Origin of the sequence: Sinorhizobium sp. 22678 (assembly GCF_052044265.1) — a bacterium.
GTDB lineage: Bacteria > Pseudomonadota > Alphaproteobacteria > Rhizobiales > Rhizobiaceae > Sinorhizobium > Sinorhizobium meliloti_A.
This window is the reverse complement of the sequence record NZ_JBQEMS010000010.1, coordinates 105,097-122,643: the sequence shown is the minus strand read 5'-3', so window position 1 is coordinate 122,643 and position 17,547 is coordinate 105,097. Positions and strand designations below refer to the sequence as shown.

Genomic DNA, 17,547 nt, shown 5'->3' with positions numbered 1-17,547 from the left:
TTTCGAGCCGCAAGCGATCGAAAATGGCCCTGAAAGTCCGCAATTCGAGAGGCTCACCGGAGACGTGTCAAATCCACAGGACGGTTGTTGATGATCGCTTCCATCGAAAAAAAGCCCGTCACCGTGGCGAGGTCGAAATTTGTGATGAGCTTCTGATAAAAGGCGTCATAGCCGGACATGCCTCTGGTGACGACTTTGATCAGGTAGTCCCATTCTCCGCCGATGCGGTAAAAGTCGATCACTTCGGGAAGTCTCTCGACATGTGCCCTGAAGCCGTCGCTCCACTCCTTGGAGTGATGTCGGGTGCGAATCATCACGAACACGATGAGATCGAGGCCCAAGGCGCCGATATCTATATCGCTATGGGACCCGCGGATCATTCCGATCGAGTGAAGCCGCTGAAGACGGCGCCAACAGGCATTTTGCGACAGCCCTACCTTCTCGGCCAGTTCGCGCTGCGAGAGGTTCGAATCCTTTTGCAGAGCCGTCAGAATCTTCAGATCGAATCCATCGACGTTGGCTTGAGATTCGATCATGTGACACAAAACCCGAGAGGAACTGCAGAAAATAGGTGAACATTTCGACGGTGCGGCAGAATACAATCGATGTCAACATTCAAGCCTCGGGAGGTGATCGTGCAAGCTGTCCGCCATGAGCCGAAAGATAACGTCACGCCTCTCGAGCGGTTTCGCCGAGGGCTGGACCGCGGCGATCTTATAGACTTCCTGCGGGATGATCTGGTCGGGGCCAAGTCGCGGATCGAAGGCCCCTACGGCATCAGGAACCTGGTCTATGCCGACTATGTTGCATCCGGCCGGGCGCTTGGAACGGTTGAACGCTTCATCCTCGAGGAAGTCCTGCCATTTTATGCCAATAGCCATACCGAGGCTTCCTACTGCGGCGGGTTCATGACCCGCATGCGAAGGGAGGCGCGGGCGTTGATCGCCGAGTGCTGCGGAGCGGACGAGAGACATGCGGTCATCTTTACCGGCTCCGGCGCGACTTCGGGGCTGAACCGCCTCGTCAAACTGTTCGGCGTCACCGAAGCGATCGCGGCAGGGAAGACCGTGCGGGTCATCATCGGTCCATATGAGCACCACTCCAACATACTGCCCTGGCGCGAAAGCGGGGCGGAAATCGTCGAGCTGACCGAATCGCCCGAGGGCGGCCCGGACCTTTTCCTTCTGGATCAGGCTCTGCGAAGCGGACCTTGCGACCTGACTATCTGTACATTGTCCGCAGCCTCGAACATTACGGGAATCACCAGCGACGTCGCGGCGATTACCGACTTGGTGAAATCGGCCGGGGCCAAGATGATCTGGGACTATGCAGGTGCCGGTCCCTATGTACCTATTTCGGTGTCGCCGAGCGGTTCTACGGAGATCGACGCCATCGTTCTCTCGCCGCACAAGTTCATTGGCGGCCCTGGCGCTTCCGGCATTTTGATCGTTCGGCGCGACGGTTTGGCCACGAGCAAACCTTCCTGGCCGGGCGGCGGGACGGTGAAATTCGTCTCGCCGGAGACGCATGACTACAGCGACAGCCTCGAAGCCCGCGAAGAGGCGGGGACACCGAACGTCGTCGGCGACATCCGGGCAGCCCTCGCCTTTGTCGTCAAGCACGCCATCGGATTGGAGGAAATGGCGCGGCGCAATCGCCAGCTTACGGTTCGTGCCTTTTCCGCATGGAAGGATGTCCCACAATTGGAGATACTTGGTCTTCCGGCGCTGGACCGGCTACCGATTTTTTCCTTCCGCATCCGCGACGGCAAAGGGGGGTATATGCACCAGCAACTCGTTACTCGCATGCTGAGCGACCGGTTCGGTATTCAGGCCCGTGGCGGTTGCGCCTGCGCCGGGCCCTATGTTCACAGGCTGCTGTCGATCGATGCGCAGCAGTCAGAGCAGATGCGCCAAGCCATTCTCGCCGGCGACGAAATAAAGAAGCCCGGCTTCACGCGGCTGAATTTCAGCGTTCTGCTCTCGGACGAAAAGGTGAAATTCATCCTCGATTCCGTCGCAAAACTGGCTGCCGACGCTCCGGCGTTCGAACGGGATTACGCCTTCGATCCGGCACGTGCGATATTCTTCCCTCGTGTAGCGGCCGAGAAGGGAAGGGCACATGCACAGGCCTGATGTAGCTGCCTTTTACGACGCGGCCACGTGCAGCATTCAGTATGTCGTGGCCGACCCCGAAACGGGAAAATGCGCGATCATCGATCCGGTGCTCGACTTCGATCAGAAATCGGGTTCCACCGCGACGACGAATGCCGACGCCATTCTCGATCATGTGGCCAAGCAGGGTTTGAGTGTCGAATGGATACTGGACACCCATCCGCATGCGGATCATTTCTCGGCGGCACGCTACCTCAGGGATCGAACGGGGGCGCCCACTGCCATCGGCGAGCACGTGAAAGGCGTGCAGCAGATCTGGAAACAAATCTACAATTGGCCGGATTTCGTTTGTGACGGTTCGCAGTGGAATCGGCTGTTTCGCGACGGCGATATGTTCGAACTCGGGAATCTCGAAGCCCGCGTACTGCACTCGCCTGGACATACGCTAGCGTCGATCAGCTACATCATCGGCGATGCGGCCTTCATTCACGACACGTTGTTCATGCCTGACAGCGGGTCCGCCCGCGCGGATTTTCCCGGCGGCAGCGCCGAGAGCCTGTGGAACTCGATCGAGGCCATTCTTGCCCTTCCGGGCGAGACCCGCCTCTTCACCGGACATGACTATCGGCCAGGCGGCCGTGAAGCTCTGTGGGAAAGTACGGTGGCGGAACAGAAAGCTAATAATACGCATGTCGCCGGAAAAACACGGGCGGATTTCGTCAATCTGCGGGAGGCGCGCGACAGGACCTTACCGATGCCCAAGCTGATTCTGCATGCCCTGCAGGTCAATATTCGCGGCGGAGAACTGCCGGACGCAGAGGATAATGGCCGCCGCTACCTCAAGATACCGCTGAACGCCTTTCCCGGTGCCGTCTGGGAATGACGAGGACAGGGACGGCCTTCGTCCGCCGCAAACCGGGCGAAGGGGACCCGCGGCAGGGCTCCACACGCGGGTGCTCGATCCGTGCAAATGCGGTGGCGAGGCGATTCGCACCAGGCGACCACGGGGCTTACGCTTGTTCCGCGCTGACACAATGAGGTTCACATTATGGACCTCACTGAACGAGGAATATCTCTCATATACAACGGTTTAGTTCAGCGTGTTGCTTGATGGTTTCCTTTCACCTACAAAATGGACCTGATCGAACGTTTGCTTTGGAGGGCGACGGACGATCTGGAATGTCGATCCGATGCACCCATTTTCTTCGGACGACACCTCCGGGAGGAGCTTTGACGTCGTTCATCCCGCCGCGATTCGCGCGGCTGGCGCGCAAGGTGATCGAACGGTTCGTAAGGGAGGAAGCCGATGACCACCACGACGGAGGGCGTGTCCGAATTCGCCGTGCTCGCCGAGACGATGGAGGCCCGGCCGGGTTCGCGGCTGATGCGCCCCGTCGAAGCGTTGTCCGCCGCTCTGCTTGTGGCGATCATCGCCATGCTGCTTACCGGCGTAGCCTTTCGCTACGGCCTGTCGAGACCGATCGTCTGGATCGATGAAGCCGCATCCATCGCCTTCCTGTGGCTGGCCATGCTCGGATCGGCGATCGCGATCGATCGTTGCGAGCATCTGCGGCTGACCATTCTTCTCAATGCTCTCGGCGAAAGGGCCCGGCAGTTCACCGAAACGCTCGGCATGGTCGCCATCATGGCGTTCCTTCTCGTCCTGCTGCCGGCAGCCTACACCTATGCCGCCGGCGAAATGGACATCACTTCGTCGGCCTTGAACATCCCGGCGGGCTATCGTGCCGCGGCCATTGCAGTCGGCATGGTCCTGATGGTGCTGCTGGCCGTCGCTCAATTGATCAGAACCGCCAAGCCGTTCGACGTGGTGCTGGCCGTGGCATTCGTGCTCGCGGTCGCTTTGGTGCTCTGGTTGCTGACGCCTGCGCTCAGCTCGTTCGGCAACGGCAACATTCTGATCTTTCTCGTCGGCGGTGCTGCCATCTGCCTCGCGATGGGCGTTCCGATCGCCTTCTGCTTCGGCATCGCGACGCTTCTGTTTCTCGCCTTCACGACATCGATGCCGCTGGTCGTCATGATCGGCCGCATGGACGAGGGCATGTCCAGCCTCATTCTGCTGTCGGTCCCGGTCTTCGTGCTTCTCGGCTGCATTCTGGACGCGACCGGAATGGGCAAGGCGATCGTCGATTTCCTCGCCTCGATGCTCGGCCACGTCAAGGCCGGCATGTCCTACGTTCTGTTGGGCTCGCTCTTTCTCGTGTCCGGCATTTCCGGGTCGAAAGTCTCGGACATGGCGACGGTTGCCCCGGCGCTGTTTCCGGAGATGAAGCGCCGGGGTCACAAGCCGAAGGAAATGATAGCGCTGCTCGCGACCGGGGCCGCCATGGCCGACACCGTGCCGCCGAGCATCGTGCTGATCGTTCTCGGCTCTGTGGCCGGCGTTTCGATCGCCGCTCTGTTTACCAGCGGTTTTGCCATCGCTCTCGTGTTGCTGGTCGCGCTTGCCGCGCTTGCACGCATCAAGGCGGCCCGAGAAAATGTCGACGGCGTCGTGCGCCCGTCGCTGAAACACATCGGCGGCACGGCCCTGATCGCGGCGCCGGCCCTGGTACTGCCGTTCATCATCCGCAGCGCGGTCGCGAGCGGTGCGGCGACCGCGACCGAGGTCTCCACCATCGCGGTCGTCTACGCCTTCATCATCGGCACTGTCCTTTATGGCGGCATCGGCATGCGCCGGACCTACCGGATGCTGGTCGAGACCGCCGCGATGAGCGGTGCGATCCTCCTGATCCTCGGTACCGCCGCGGCGATGGCCTGGGCGCTCACCCAGACCGGGTTCGCCTTCGAGCTCACCGATATGATGAGCGGCCTGCCGGGTGGATGGTTCACCTTCATGCTGGTCTCGATCGCCCTGTTCATGCTGCTCGGCTGCGTGCTCGAAGGCCTCCCTGCGATCGTGCTCCTGGCGCCGATCATGTTTCCGATCGCGCGTGCGATGGGGATCCATGACGTCCACTATTCCATGGTCATCGTCACCGCGATGAACGTCGGACTGATGGCACCGCCGATCGGCATCGGCTTCTACATCGCCTGCAAGATCGGCAACGTTTCGCCCGACGAAGCCATGGGAGCGATCTGGCCCTATATCGGCGCGATGGTGCTTGGCCTCTTGTTGATCGCCGCCGTGCCGTGGTTCTCGCTCGCATTGCTGTGAGCCCGCCATCCCATATTCATCATCGACGATCAGGAGGAGAACAGAGCGATGAAAATAACCCGTAGAACGATGCTGCTCGGCACTGGAGCAGTTGCGCTTTGGGCTTCGATCCGCACCAAGGCCCATGCCGCGGACTTCACCTATAAGCTGGCAAACAACCTGCCGGTCACCCATCCGCTCAACATTCGCCTGAAGGAAGCCGCCGACAAGATCCTGGAGGAGACGGGCGGCCGCCTGAAGATCAACATCTTCCCGAGCAGTCAGCTCGGCAACGACACCGAAACGCTTTCGCAGCTTCGCAACGGCGCAACCGAGTTCTTCTCGCTCTCGCCGCTGATTCTCTCGACCCTGGTGCCCAACGCTGCCATCAGCGGCATCGGCTTTGCCTTCCCCGACTACGACACCGTCTGGAAGGCGATGGACGGAGAGCTGGGCGCCTATGCGCGCGGCGAAATCGAGAAGAAGGGCCTCGTGCCCATGGAGAAGATCTGGGACAACGGCTTTCGCCAGATCACCAGTTCGACCAAGCCGATCAACACCCCGGAGGACCTCAAGGGGTTCAAGATCCGCGTTCCGCCGAGCCCGCTCTGGCAATCCATGTTCACCGCCTTCGGCGCTGCACCGACCACGATCAATTTCGCGGAAGTCTACACGGCGCTCAGCACCGGCACCGTGGACGGCCAGGAAAACCCGCTGGCAATCGCCTCGACCGCCAAGCTCTACGAGGTGCAGAAACATTGCGCCATGACCAACCATATGTGGGACGGTTTCTGGATGCTGGCGAACAAGCAGGCCTGGGAAACACTGCCGGAAGACATAAGGGAGATTGCGGCCAAACATCTCAACGAGTCGGCCATCGCACAGCGCACCGATACCGCCAAGGTGAACGACACGGTACGCGAGCAGCTCACCCAGAGTGGCATGACATTCACCGACCCGGACAAGGCAGCTTTCCGGGAGACGCTGAGATCGGCGGGTTTCTACGCCGAATGGAAGGGAAAATTCGGCGACGAGGCCTGGGCCATTCTCGAAAAGGCCGTAGGCACCAGCCTCGGCTGACCACCTGAGCACGACGAGGCGGGCGGCCTTTCACCCGGCCGTTCGCCGACCGATGCAGCGACGCGGCGCGTTCTTCCACGAGCGCATGGCGCCTTCCGAGGTTTCGAATTGGCAGACCGTCTCAAGGGAAAATCGGCAATCGTCTTCGGTGCGGGTTCCTCCGGCCCCGGCTGGGGCAACGGCAAGGCTGCGGCCGTGCTTTATGCGCGTGAGGGCGCCAAGGTCGTCTGTGTCGACGTCGATAGGGAGGCAGCCGAGGAAACGGCGGCAATCATAGCGGCGGAAGGCGGCCAGGCCCTAGCCGTCGCCGCAGACGTCACCGCTCTCGCATCTGTCGAAGCGGCGGTGGCGGCCGCACGGCAGGCATTCGGTACCATTTCCATTCTGCACAACAATGTGGGCGTCACGCATATGGGCGGACCGGTCGAGTTGTCGGAAGCGCAGTTCCAGCAATCGGTGGATCTCAATCTCGGCTCGGTGTTCCGCACCGCCAAGGCTGTCATCCCGCACATGATCGAAGCCGGCGGTGGCGCCGTCGTCAACATCTCGTCGCTCGCAGGCATCCGGTGGACCGGTTATCCCTACTTCGCCTATTACGCGACGAAGGCGGCGGTCAACCAGGCGACGGTCGCGATCGCGGCTCAATATGCGCCGCACGGAATCCGCGCGAACTGTGTCGTCCCCGGCCTGATCGACACGCCTCTGATCTACAAGCAGATCTCCTCGCAATACGCCTCCGCCGAGGAAATGGTGGCAGCCCGCAACGCGGCGCTTCCGGGCGGGCGTATGGGCGATGCCTGGGATGTCGCCAATGCAGCGCTTTTCCTTGCCTCCGACGAAGCGAAATTCATTACCGGCGTTTGTCTGCCGGTCGATGGCGGCCAGAGCTGCACGATCATGGGGGTACACTGAAACATGGGCGATGCGGCCGACAGGGACATGACCGGTTCGCAAAGCGTCGATCGTGCGGCCAAGCTCCTGTCGCTGGTCGGCCGCCAGATGGACGGCATGTCTCTGAGCGCCGTCGTGGAGCAGAGCGGCCTCAACAAACCAACGGTTCGCCGCCTCCTGCTTGCCCTGATCAGGGCCGGCCTCCTGGAGCAGGACGACCGCGACCGGCGCTACTATGTCGGTGAAGAAGCCTATGTGCTCGGCACCCTCGCATCGAGCCGGCACGGGCTCCTGCGCCTGTCGACGGAAAGCCTGCATCGCCTGGCGCAGAAGACCAGCGACTCCTGCTTTCTCTCCGTACGCCGCGGAGCGTCGTCGGTCTGTCTCCACCGGGAGGAGGGGAGCTTTCCGATCCGCACCCACGCACTCCAGGCGGGCTTCGTGCATCCGCTGGGCGTCGGCGCCGGCTCTCTGGCCATGCTGGCGGCTCTTTCGGACGAGGAGGTTTCGTCCGTTCTGGACCAGAATGCCGCCGTGCTCGAGGAGCAGTTTCCGATGCTTGGGCCGGACGAACTGCGCCGCCGCGTCGAGCTTGCCCGCGCTCAGGGCTATGCGGTCAATCCCGGCCTTATCCTCACCAACTCCTGGGGTGTGGGCGTCGCAATCCGCTATCCCGGCGGCGGCGTCGCCGGAGCCATCAGCATTGCCGCCATCGACAGCCGCATGCAGGAGCCGCGGCAGAGCGAGTTGGCAGCTCTTCTCAGGCAGGAAGCGTCACGCATCGAGAGCAAGCTCGCCGAGCAGTTCCGTGACCGCGGGACGCGACACATGGCCTCTATTGCAAGACCTCTCAAAAGGAGATTGTCCAGATGACCAAGGCGCAGATCGTAGGCTGGGCCCACTCCCAGTTCGGCAAGACCGACTACGCGGACACAGAGGCGCTGATGGCCGCGGTCGCGGCGCCGGCACTTGCACATGCCGGTCTTGCCGCCTCGGATGTCGACGGAATCTTTGTCGGAGTCATGAACGGCGGCTTCTCCAAGCAGGAGTTTCAGGCCTCACTTGTCGGCATGACCGACGAAGCGCTTGCTCACGTCCCGTCCGTGCGGCTTGAAAATGCGTGCGCGACAGGCTCGGCGGCGATCTATACGGCGATGGATTTCATCGAGGCCGGCCGCGGCCGCATCGCACTCGTCATCGGTGCCGAGAAGATGACCGCCGTTTCGACGGCAGCAGTCGGCGATATCCTTCTGGGCGGCAGCTACCGGAAAGAGGAAGGCGACGTGGAAGGGGGCTTTGCCGGCGTCTTCGGCCGCATAGCACAGCATTACTTCCAGCGTTACGGCGACCGTTCCGAGGAACTTGCGATGATCGCGGCCAAGAACCACGAAAACGGCGTAGCCAACCCTTACGCGCATATGCGAAGGGATTTCGGTTTCGCGTTCTGCAACACCGTTTCGGAGAAGAATCCGATCGTCGCGGCCCCCTTACGCCGCACCGACTGCTCGCTCGTCTCGGACGGGGCGGCCGCCCTCGTGCTCGCCGACGCGGACACGGCTGCGACGCTGCAGCGGGCAATCGCCTTCCGGGCCCGCAGCCACGTCAACGACGTGTTTGCGCTCAGCCGCCGGGACATGCTGGAATTCGACGGGCCACGGCGGGCCTGGAAAGCGGCACTTTCCATGGCCGGCGCCATGCTGGACGATCTCTCCTTCGTCGAGACGCATGACTGCTTCACCATAGCCGAGATGATCGAATACGAGGCGATGGGACTGAGCGCACCCGGCGAAGGCTACCGTGCGATCCGCGACGGAACCACCACCAGGAGCGGAAGCCTGCCGGTCAACCCCTCCGGCGGCTTGAAATCCAAGGGTCATCCGATCGGCGCGACGGGGGTCTCGATGCATGTCATTTCCGCCATGCAGCTTATGGAGGAGGCGGGCGAAATGCAGATCCCCGGCGCCGGTCTCGCCGGCATCTTCAACATGGGCGGCGCTGCCGTCGCAAACTATGTCTCCATCCTGGAACGGGCGAAATGACGAGCAACGAACCGCAGGGCGGCGTCACCCCCGTTTCGACGCGAGTCATGAACCTCGGCAATTTCCTTTCGCAGGCAGCGAGACGCAATCCGGACGAGATCGCCCTCGTTCACGGCGATCACCGGTGGCGCTGGAACGAGCTGGAGGCGCGGGTCGACGCCATGGCATATGCGCTCGTCCATGAGTTCGGCGTGCGCAAAGGAGACCGGATTCTCGTCCACTCCGCCAACTGCAACCAGATGTTCGAGTCCATGTTTGCGGCGTTCAGAGCAGGTGCGGTCTGGGTTCCCACGAATTTCCGCCAACTGCCGGAGGAGGTCGCCTATCTGGCTCAATCGAGCGGCGCCAGGCTGGTGATATTTCAGGCCGCCTTCGAGCCCCATGCCGAAGCATGTCGGGCTGCGGGCGAGCAGATCGGATCATGCATCCCGATCGGCGCGTCACGGGTCGGCGAAGACTATGACGCGATCGTTGCGCGCAATCTTGGAAAGTCGATTTCGCCCGTTGCCGTCGATCGCGATGATCCATGCTGGTATTTCTATACGTCCGGCACCACCGGCCGCCCCAAGGCTGCCGTGCTGACGCACGGGCAAATGGCCTTCGTCATCAATAATCATATCGGCGATCTCTTTCCGGCTACGACCCATCGCGACCGGTCGATCGTCGTTGCGCCGCTGTCGCACGGCGCCGGGATCCATCAGCTGTGCCAGGTCGCACGGGGCGCAACCACGATCCTCTTGCCGTTCGAGAAGCTCGACATACCGCAGTTCTGGGCCCTCGTCGAAAAATGGAGGGTCAACAACCTCTTCGCCGTACCGACTATCGTAAAGCTGCTCATCGAGGACCCGTCCGTCGACCGGTACGACCACTCGTCGCTGCGCTATGTCATCTATGCCGGCGCGCCGATGTACCGTGCCGATCAGAAAAAGGCGCTGGAAAAGCTCGGCGCCGTCCTGGTGCAGTATTTCGGGCTCGGCGAAGTGACGGGAGCGATCACCGTCCTGCCTCCCGCCTTCCACAGCGCGGAGGATGACCCGGATGCGCGTATCGGCACCTGCGGTTTCGAGCGGACGGGCATGCAGCTGCAGATCCAGGACGACGACGGCAACGAAGTCCCGGCGGGCGCGACCGGCGAGATCTGCGTGATCGGCCCGGCGGTTTTTGCCGGCTACTATCGGAACCCAGAGGCCAACGCCAAAGCGTTTCGCAACGGCTGGTTTCGGACCGGCGACCTTGGCCATGTCGATGCGCAAGGCTTCCTCTACATCACCGGCCGCGCCTCCGACATGTTCATTTCGGGCGGGTCCAACGTCTATCCGCGCGAGATCGAGGAAAAGCTCCTGATGCATCCGGATATCAGCGAGGCGGCGATCGTCGGCGTTCCCGATCCGGTCTGGGGAGAGGTCGGCATCGCGGTTTGCGTCGCACGTGACGGTGCGTCGGCCGACGCGGCGGCTCTGAGGGAATGGCTGGACGGGAAGATTGCCCGCTACAAGCTTCCGAAGAAGATCGTGTTCTGGTCCGAAATGCCAAAATCGGCCTATGGCAAGATCACCAAGAAGCTTATCCGTGAGGAACTCGAACGGCGCGGCGAACTGGACATCGGTTCCGTTGGCATCGGGGACCGCAGGAGTGCCGCCCCATGAGCGATGGAATGAAATCCGTACTCGTCACGGGAGGAGCATCCGGTATCGGCCTCGAAATAGCGAGGCTTCTGAACGGCCGCGGCTGGAGGGTCTATCTGGTGGATCGCAATGCCGATGCGCTGGCGGACGCATGTCGCGCGATCCCGATCGATCCCGCGCAGGTAATCGCCTGCAGCGTCACGGATGAAAAGGAGGTCGCATCGGCCATCGAGACCGCGGCGGCGAGGGCACCGCTGCGGGCGGTCATCAATTCTGCGGGCATCGCGATCGACAGGCCTGCCGTCGAGACCAGCGTCGACGATTTCCGCCGCATTCTGGACGTCAATCTGACCGGCACGTTCATCGTCTGCCGTGAGGCGGCGCGTCATTGGCTGGCGACGGCCACGCCCGGTGCAATCGTCAACATCTCCTCCGTATCGGGTCTTGTCGGCAACAAGGGACGCGCCGCCTACGGCGCCTCCAAAGGCGCGGTCAATCTGCTCACCTACATTCTCGCGACCGAGCTCGGACAGGATGGAATTCGCGTCAATGCCATCGCTCCCGGTGCCATCGACACGCCTTTGTCGCGTGCCGTCCATACGGATGACGTGCGTGCGCAATGGCACGAGCGCATCCCCCAGCGCCGCTACGGTTCGTCGCGCGAAATCGCGGCCAGCGCGGCGTTCCTGATCTCGGAGGAGGCGAGCTATATCAACGGCCAGGTGCTGGCGGTCGATGGAGGGTTCGTCAACGCCGGTCTGGCTTTGAAAGGACGATGATGCGGAGTCTCCGGCAACCCGGTGCGCCGTTCACGCCGAGGGTGATCTCCCTCGGGTGCCACGCCGAGAAGACGCGATTGACCTTCAAACCGGGCCGGAGCGTGCTCGAAGCCGTCCACGAGGTGCTCGCTGAAAAAGGCTGCGACAGCGCGATCGTAGAGGTCAGGGGCGGTGCGTTTGCGCCGCTTGCCTATGTCGCACCGACTCTCTCGCATGACGGCCTTCATGCCGCCTGGTACAGCGACATACATGCGCCTGATGGCCGCGCGCCCATCGAAGATCTGGTCATGACGTTCGGCCGGCGCGACGGGGAGCCGTTCCTGCACGGCCATGGTGTCTGGCGGCACGAGGACGGTTTCCGCGCGGCCGGGCACGTGATGCCGAAGGATTCGCAATTCGCCGAACCGGTGGAGGCGGAAGCCTGGATACTGTCGGGCGCCATTATGGATCAGCTGGAGGACAGCGAGACCCGATTCCGTCTGTTCACGCCTGTGCCTCATGCCGCCGCACCGCCCATCACTCCGCGGCGCGCCGTTCTCTGCCGGTTGAAGCCGAACGAACCGATCCATTCGGCGATCGAGCGCACGGCAGCCGAGCACGGAATTGAACGGGCGACGTTGCACGGCATCGGCAGCCTCGTCGGCTGCACGTTCGTCGACGGCCAGGTCATGGAATCGGCCGCTTCGGAATTGCTCATTCGCAAGGGGACGCTTTCACCCGATCGGAGCGGACAGGCCAAAGCGAAGCTCGATATCGCGATCGTCGATACGGAATGCACCATTTTCGAGGGTGAGATAGCCTACGGCGTTGACGCCGTTTGCATAACGTTCGAGGTGCTGATCGTCGAAGGGTGACGGTCGAGGGCGATCCTCATTCCTTCTTCGTTGTGTTTCGCCGCTCGAGCAATTGCTGGAAAATATCGGCCTGCCGGTCTGCCGCCGAGCGTATGGCGGCAAGGTGGTCGAGCATCGCGCCGAAGGCGACGAGGAGGAGGCCGCCGGCAATCGCCGGAAAGGCCCAGGGGAGGACGGCGACGAGGGTTTTCACGTCGGGAGAGGGAACCAGTGTCAGCGCCAGCAAAACCAGCGTTCCGATGACGATCGCACCGCCCAAGAACTCCAGAAATCTTCCCATCCTTCCTCCCCGTGTGTTTCGGCGGGCGCGGTTACATCCCATCCCGCTTCCGCAACCCGTGTCCTGATGCCTGCTGCGTTCTCATATCGGAGCCGATATGCCTCCAGAAAAAACCCGGCGATTGCCGGGTCCTTGATCGAAACTCCTGCGGCGATCAGAATTTCACGCCGACGCCGACGGTAAACTGGTGTTGGTCGAGGTCGACGTCGACGCCGCCCACATCCTTGTCTCCGAAATCGTTGTAACGATATTCCGCGCGTCCGAAGACGCTGTCGGTGAAGCCGTAGTCGACGCCTGCGCCGATGGTCCAGCCGTTGAAGGTTTCCTTTTCCTTGGGCGCGCCGGCGACGTCGACGAAGCCGCGCGTTACTGCCCAGCCGCCTGTGCCGTAAATCAGCGTCCGGTCGTTTACGGTGTAGCCGAGGCGGGCGCGCACGGATCCGGAAACATCCGTCCCGGTTTCGGTGTTGGATCCGAAGACGGTGACGGTCTCATCGTTCCAGTTGTAGCTGACATCGCCCTCGACGCCGACGACCCAGTCGCCATGCTGATAGTTGTAGCCGGCGAAGGCGCCGAAGAGGCCGCCGCTGAATTTTTCGGAGGCGCTGCCGCCGGGGACGCTGAGGTCGCTGTTCAACCAGCCACCCCCGCCCTGCAGGCCGAGATAACCGCCCGTCCATACGAAGCTGGATATCGTCTCGACCGTCGGCGCCGGCTCCGGTGCCTGTGCCAAATCGGCTGCATGGGCCGCTCCCCCGAGCAGCGAAGCCCCGAAGACTGCAACAAGCACATTTCTGATCATCACAGATGCCTCCTGTTGTTGCGGCAGAGATTAGCAACATATCGGGAGCGAGTCTGCGAAAAACAACGCCTTCGAACCGCCCGCCCGGGGAAAGAAAGAGGGCCGGCGGTTCGTTCCGGCCGGCCCTTCCGAAAGTAGCGGAAAAAGGGGAACATCATCTCCGAGCGGGCCTGCAAATGCCCGCGAAGAGATCGATTGCCGGTCGATAATGCCCTAACGCTCGTTTGCCATTTGACATACTGCGCATAAAATTTGACGTTACGCGCATGATTGCGAACCGTTCTGCACAATCGCCGATTGAGGTCGTGGTGGTCGTCCTGCCCGAATCGTCGATCATGTCCTTTGCCTCGGTCCTCGATCCGATGCGCGCGGCAAATCGAGTGGCGGGGCACGAGGTCTTCCGCTGGCGGCTGCTGTCCGCCGACGGCCAGGCGGTGATGCTGACCTGCGGCGTCCCGATTGCCGTGGACGGAAGTTTCACCTTGCCCGTCGTGGGAGATCTTCTTCTCATCATCGGCGGGTTCAATCTTCAAAGGCACGCCGGCAAGCGCTTTCTCGCGACCCTGCAGGAATGTGCGCGACATTTCGACATCGTCGCAGGCGTCGAATCCGGGTGCTGGCTGCTCGGCCGTTCCGGGCTCATCAATGGCCGCAAGGCTACGGCCCATTGGGAGGAACTCGAAGATTTCAGCCAGGCGTTTCCCGAATTGGAGGTGATCGGCGACCGTTTCGTGATCGACGGCAAATACTGGACCTCAGGCGGCGCGTCGCCGACCTTCGACATGATGCTGCATCTCGTCGCCGAGAGGCTCGGGCCCGCACTGGCGCTCGATGTCGCGAGCATTTTCGTCTACGACCAGATGCACGGACCGACGGATGTCCAGCCTTTCGTTTCGCTCGGTCGCATAGAGGCACGCGACCCGGAGCTTGCCGCGGCCATCAGGCTCATGGAGCGCACGCTCGAACGTCCGATGACGGTCGCGGCGCTGGCGCGCCGGCTTTCCGTCTCGCAGCGCAAGCTCGAAACGCTCTTCGCCAAAGGCCTCTCGACGAGTCCCGGCGCCTATTACCTGCGCCTCAGGCTGCAGGTCGCCCACCGGCTCGTGCGTGATACCGGAATTCCGATGCGTGACATCGCCCTGCGTTGCGGATTCGACAGTCTCTCCGCCTTTTCGCGCGCCTATCGCCGCGAATACCGGACGAGCGCTTTGAAAATGCGCAGTGCACGTGGCGCAGGCGTTACACCGGACGCATCAGGCTGAGGTCTGTTGAAATCCGGATAGCCGCCGCGGCTTTGTTTTCCTCATTCCTGTGCTTGTCACAGGAATCCAGCCAGACCAAGTCCTTGGGCTGAAAGAACGCTTCCCGCGCCGCAGACGCGGCGCTGCTCTCATCCCTGTACAGCGCCGCGCGTCTTACGAGACGCGCAACGGCCGCTGTAGTGATCGAGAGGGCAATCGACTTGCGCCAAAACGGTCACCTTCGTGCGTGTCCGGTCGACCCGGCAAGTGAGCAGGCCTCTTCGAATTCCTTGACCGTCTCCGGTTCGTTGTCCTCCGGCAGCACGGCATCAGCCATGTCGGCGCGGTCAGCCGAAGCGGCTGCATCGCCTTCGTAGACATAGGACTGGATGTAATAGGCCAGTTCACCCTTCCATACGTTCCTGCCGTCTATCTGCCGGCAGGCCACGGCAGTTTCGAAGTCGGACTGGAGATCATCGACCGTCGCGGTGGCCGAGACGAGACTCGAAGGCGCCGCGAGTGAGGCAATCAACAAAGCGGTAAACATGGTGGCAGCCCTCCGGAAGCGAACCTAGGGGGAAACGGCGGGATGATTCCTTAGTTCCCCTCGATAGAGGGCGATTCCGATTCGGAAGGAAGCAGCAATTTTACATGAATCAGTTTTTGCTGAAAAGCGATGTGTATGTGCCACACCACCCAAATGCGCGGAAACGAGAGCTTGAGCATTTCCGCGAACCGAACAAGCGCGGAAATGCTCTGGATCACGGTGATTTCAGGCCGTGTCGACCAGGATCATGAACATGATCTATAAATTGGAGCGGGATGCGGTTGAAAAGCGCAAAGACTTTTCCTCATCCCGCTCCAATGCCTCTTACTGAACGACCTGGACGACCGTGTAGGTTCTTGGGTCGACGATCACGCGTTGGTTGTTGACCACGGCGAACGCGTAGGAGGGGTTCTCTGGAACGGGCGTCAGAGCCACGGTCCGCGGTAGCGGACGACCGACGGCGATCCGCTCCTGCAGCACAACGGTATCGGCGGGAACCGGCTGCTGTCGCACATAGGTTACGACCTGCTGCGGCGGAGGAGCGATAACCGCGCCGGCGACGAGGCCGACCGCGCCACCGATGGCAGCGCCGACGGGACCGCCAACAATAGCGCCGGTAACGGCTCCGCCAGCGGCACCCGTCACCGCACCTTGGTTAGTGTCGTTCGCAATAGCGGGCGCGGCAAAGATGCCCGTTGCGATCGCGGTAACAATAAAGATCTTGGCGTTCATCTATCGTACTCCCTTGATATACGATGATAGAACGACGAATCGTCCAATTTGTTCCTGATCTTACTGACAGTTGAGCATCGATATATAGTAACGATACGTTACTTTGGTGAAATATACCGTGACGGCGGGGGAGTTGCAGGCACGACCCGGCGCCTTGGGAAAGCCCCAGAGCGACGCTGCCCGAAGGGACTACTGGGACACCGCTCTGGGGCCACTCGCGGGGTCCGCCGTCCAGCGGCGGCTGGCTTTTGACCTCCCGATCTCTCTGCTACAATCGCCGATGGATTAGTTGCAGCCTTCATGCGAACAATATCGCAGTCGGCAGCCCAGCGTATCGGACCTTTGGCCGGCCAAGAGCCTTATGACCCAGGGACCAAAGTCCGGCAGATCAGTGATTTGTCTGCGTCTACGGCCGCATCCGCCGCAAACCGCGCACGCATGGAAGCTGCGGCGGGACGTGGAGTTACGGCGATAAAAAAGCCCCGCTCGATGGCGGGGCAGGCACGCATCCGCTTGGCAAACGAAATGCGGGGAAAGATGTAGCTCCAATGCAGCTACGACGCGGACGCTATCTCTGAGCCGAACGGGTGGGAAGGTCTGAATCTCGGTTTCCGGTACGCCGCTGCGAATAAATCCGCGGGATCCCTGGTGAAGCTGCGGAAAAGCCGGGATCGGCTGGCCGCGCCATGGAGCCGATCTTCTCAGTTCAGCTCAAGCCGAAGAACGACAAGATCGCTATCACGATCACAACGAGGCCGACGAGGTAGATAATCTGATTCATCGATCAACTCCTTTCTTCACGAGTGAACGGCCACGCCGCGGGTAAGTTCCAGGCCGGCGATAAACGCGGGGCCGGCCTGGGGCCTTAAACCGAGCCTGCGAGGGCCACTCTCACCGCCGTCAGGTCAGTTGATGACCTGAACGACCGTACGCGATTTCGGCTCTACGATGACACGCTGCTCATTGACCACCGCATATGCATAGGTCGGATTCTGCGGGACCGGCGTCAGCATAACCGTTTCGGGAACAGGCTTGCCGACTGCGATCGGCTGCTGAACGACGACCGATGGCGGTGCCGGCTGCTGCTGAACATAAGTGACCACTTCGGGGGGAGGCGGCGTGAGTGCGCCGCCGAGCGTGGCGCCTACCACCGCGCCGACCCCGGCCCCGATCGGGCCGCCGAGAATGGCGCCGGTGGCGGCACCGCCGACCATGCCGGTTGCCGCGTTGGTACCGTCGGCTTGCTGCGCGACAGCACCGCTGGCGATGAGCGCGACAGTCGCAGTAATAAATACGAGCTTCTTCATAGCATCTCCTCTCGTTGAACTCGTCACTCAACGGGGAAATAAGCAAGCGGTTCCACTCCTTGGACTTTAGTCCGACTCAATGTCGGACGATTTCCCGATTAA

The 17,547-nt window shown here is 61.8% G+C and carries 17 protein-coding genes; 11 read left to right on the top strand and 6 right to left on the bottom strand.

The annotated features are described in order from the left end of the window. Nucleotides 1-53: 53 nt before the first annotated feature. Nucleotides 54-536, bottom strand: coding sequence for an Lrp/AsnC family transcriptional regulator (locus ACTJKL_RS16800; RefSeq protein ID WP_440853351.1), 483 nt, complete (start codon nt 534-536; stop codon nt 54-56). Between the two features lie 99 nt (nt 537-635). Here ACTJKL_RS16800 and ACTJKL_RS16795 point away from each other — a divergent pair, with 99 nt between their 5' ends. From ACTJKL_RS16795 to ACTJKL_RS16750, 10 genes are all read left to right on the top strand, one after another. Then, nucleotides 636-2,135 carry an aminotransferase class V-fold PLP-dependent enzyme gene (locus tag ACTJKL_RS16795; RefSeq protein WP_440853410.1) on the top strand — a complete coding sequence of 500 codons (1,500 nt, stop codon included), beginning with the start codon at nt 636-638 and terminating at the stop codon, nt 2,133-2,135. Then, nucleotides 2,122-2,997, top strand: coding sequence for an MBL fold metallo-hydrolase (locus tag ACTJKL_RS16790; protein WP_440853350.1), 876 nt, complete (start codon nt 2,122-2,124; stop codon nt 2,995-2,997). The genes ACTJKL_RS16795 and ACTJKL_RS16790 overlap by 14 nt, the downstream gene beginning before the upstream one ends. A gap of 423 nt (nt 2,998-3,420) precedes the next feature. Next, nucleotides 3,421-5,289: a TRAP transporter large permease gene (locus ACTJKL_RS16785; protein ID WP_275597886.1), complete on the top strand. Its 1,869-nt coding sequence runs from the start codon at nt 3,421-3,423 to the stop codon at nt 5,287-5,289. 48 nt (nt 5,290-5,337) lie between these two features. Continuing rightward, nucleotides 5,338-6,348 carry a TRAP transporter substrate-binding protein gene (locus ACTJKL_RS16780; protein ID WP_440853349.1) on the top strand — a complete coding sequence of 337 codons (1,011 nt, stop codon included), beginning with the start codon at nt 5,338-5,340 and terminating at the stop codon, nt 6,346-6,348. Between the two features lie 108 nt (nt 6,349-6,456). After that, a complete protein-coding gene (locus ACTJKL_RS16775) occupies nt 6,457-7,260 on the top strand; it encodes an SDR family NAD(P)-dependent oxidoreductase (RefSeq protein ID WP_275597888.1) in 804 nt (267 codons plus the stop codon). 3 nt (nt 7,261-7,263) lie between these two features. After that, a complete protein-coding gene (locus ACTJKL_RS16770) occupies nt 7,264-8,112 on the top strand; it encodes an IclR family transcriptional regulator (RefSeq protein WP_440853348.1) in 849 nt (282 codons plus the stop codon). After that, nucleotides 8,109-9,278, top strand: coding sequence for an acetyl-CoA acetyltransferase (locus ACTJKL_RS16765; RefSeq protein WP_440853347.1), 1,170 nt, complete (start codon nt 8,109-8,111; stop codon nt 9,276-9,278). Before ACTJKL_RS16770 ends, ACTJKL_RS16765 begins: the two co-directional genes overlap by 4 nt. Next, a complete protein-coding gene (locus tag ACTJKL_RS16760) occupies nt 9,275-10,924 on the top strand; it encodes an acyl-CoA synthetase (protein ID WP_440853346.1) in 1,650 nt (549 codons plus the stop codon). The genes ACTJKL_RS16765 and ACTJKL_RS16760 overlap by 4 nt, the downstream gene beginning before the upstream one ends. After that, a complete protein-coding gene (locus tag ACTJKL_RS16755; RefSeq protein WP_440853345.1) occupies nt 10,921-11,682 on the top strand; it encodes an SDR family NAD(P)-dependent oxidoreductase in 762 nt (253 codons plus the stop codon). Before ACTJKL_RS16760 ends, ACTJKL_RS16755 begins: the two co-directional genes overlap by 4 nt. Further along, nucleotides 11,679-12,536 (top strand): PCC domain-containing protein, encoded by an 858-nt coding sequence (locus ACTJKL_RS16750; protein ID WP_440853344.1) that lies wholly within the window; start codon nt 11,679-11,681, stop codon nt 12,534-12,536. The genes ACTJKL_RS16755 and ACTJKL_RS16750 overlap by 4 nt, the downstream gene beginning before the upstream one ends. Nucleotides 12,537-12,552: 16 nt before the next feature. Here the strand turns inward: ACTJKL_RS16750 and ACTJKL_RS16745 are convergent, their stop codons facing one another. Both ACTJKL_RS16745 and ACTJKL_RS16740 read right to left on the bottom strand, forming a co-directional pair. Continuing rightward, complete coding sequence (locus ACTJKL_RS16745) at nt 12,553-12,816, bottom strand: hypothetical protein (RefSeq protein ID WP_440853343.1); 264 nt, start codon at nt 12,814-12,816, stop codon at nt 12,553-12,555. Between the two features lie 154 nt (nt 12,817-12,970). Then, complete coding sequence (locus ACTJKL_RS16740; protein ID WP_100673201.1) at nt 12,971-13,618, bottom strand: outer membrane protein; 648 nt, start codon at nt 13,616-13,618, stop codon at nt 12,971-12,973. A gap of 266 nt (nt 13,619-13,884) precedes the next feature. On the opposite strand from ACTJKL_RS16740, the gene ACTJKL_RS16735 reads away from it, so the two are divergent. After that, nucleotides 13,885-14,880 carry a GlxA family transcriptional regulator gene (locus ACTJKL_RS16735; protein ID WP_100673202.1) on the top strand — a complete coding sequence of 332 codons (996 nt, stop codon included), beginning with the start codon at nt 13,885-13,887 and terminating at the stop codon, nt 14,878-14,880. 214 nt (nt 14,881-15,094) lie between these two features. Here ACTJKL_RS16735 and ACTJKL_RS16730 read toward each other — a convergent pair whose 3' ends face one another. The 3 genes from ACTJKL_RS16730 to ACTJKL_RS16720 form a co-directional block, all read right to left on the bottom strand. Then, nucleotides 15,095-15,406, bottom strand: coding sequence for a hypothetical protein (locus ACTJKL_RS16730; protein ID WP_018095009.1), 312 nt, complete (start codon nt 15,404-15,406; stop codon nt 15,095-15,097). Between the two features lie 324 nt (nt 15,407-15,730). Then, a complete protein-coding gene (locus ACTJKL_RS16725) occupies nt 15,731-16,138 on the bottom strand; it encodes a DUF1236 domain-containing protein (RefSeq protein ID WP_003530981.1) in 408 nt (135 codons plus the stop codon). 905 nt (nt 16,139-17,043) lie between these two features. Next, nucleotides 17,044-17,445, bottom strand: a complete 402-nt coding sequence (locus ACTJKL_RS16720) for a DUF1236 domain-containing protein (protein WP_100673203.1) — start codon at nt 17,443-17,445, stop codon at nt 17,044-17,046. Nucleotides 17,446-17,547 lie beyond the last annotated feature (102 nt).

Excerpts from the sequence above, each read along its gene's own strand:
- ACTJKL_RS16730 (WP_018095009.1), bottom strand. The coding sequence starts at position 15,406 with ATGTTTACCGCTTTGTTGATTGCCTCACTCGCGGCGCCTTCGAGTCTC.
- ACTJKL_RS16760 (WP_440853346.1), top strand. The coding sequence starts at position 9,275 with ATGACGAGCAACGAACCGCAGGGCGGCGTCACCCCCGTTTCGACGCGA.
- ACTJKL_RS16765 (WP_440853347.1), top strand. The coding sequence starts at position 8,109 with ATGACCAAGGCGCAGATCGTAGGCTGGGCCCACTCCCAGTTCGGCAAG.
- ACTJKL_RS16785 (WP_275597886.1), top strand. The coding sequence starts at position 3,421 with ATGACCACCACGACGGAGGGCGTGTCCGAATTCGCCGTGCTCGCCGAG.
- ACTJKL_RS16750 (WP_440853344.1), top strand. The coding sequence starts at position 11,679 with ATGATGCGGAGTCTCCGGCAACCCGGTGCGCCGTTCACGCCGAGGGTG.
- ACTJKL_RS16800 (WP_440853351.1), bottom strand. The coding sequence starts at position 536 with ATGATCGAATCTCAAGCCAACGTCGATGGATTCGATCTGAAGATTCTG.
- ACTJKL_RS16770 (WP_440853348.1), top strand. The coding sequence starts at position 7,264 with ATGGGCGATGCGGCCGACAGGGACATGACCGGTTCGCAAAGCGTCGAT.
- ACTJKL_RS16755 (WP_440853345.1), top strand. The coding sequence starts at position 10,921 with ATGAGCGATGGAATGAAATCCGTACTCGTCACGGGAGGAGCATCCGGT.
- ACTJKL_RS16745 (WP_440853343.1), bottom strand. The coding sequence starts at position 12,816 with ATGGGAAGATTTCTGGAGTTCTTGGGCGGTGCGATCGTCATCGGAACG.
- ACTJKL_RS16735 (WP_100673202.1), top strand. The coding sequence starts at position 13,885 with ATGATTGCGAACCGTTCTGCACAATCGCCGATTGAGGTCGTGGTGGTC.
- ACTJKL_RS16720 (WP_100673203.1), bottom strand. The coding sequence starts at position 17,445 with ATGAAGAAGCTCGTATTTATTACTGCGACTGTCGCGCTCATCGCCAGC.
- ACTJKL_RS16790 (WP_440853350.1), top strand. The coding sequence starts at position 2,122 with ATGCACAGGCCTGATGTAGCTGCCTTTTACGACGCGGCCACGTGCAGC.
- ACTJKL_RS16740 (WP_100673201.1), bottom strand. The coding sequence starts at position 13,618 with ATGATCAGAAATGTGCTTGTTGCAGTCTTCGGGGCTTCGCTGCTCGGG.
- ACTJKL_RS16780 (WP_440853349.1), top strand. The coding sequence starts at position 5,338 with ATGAAAATAACCCGTAGAACGATGCTGCTCGGCACTGGAGCAGTTGCG.
- ACTJKL_RS16725 (WP_003530981.1), bottom strand. The coding sequence starts at position 16,138 with ATGAACGCCAAGATCTTTATTGTTACCGCGATCGCAACGGGCATCTTT.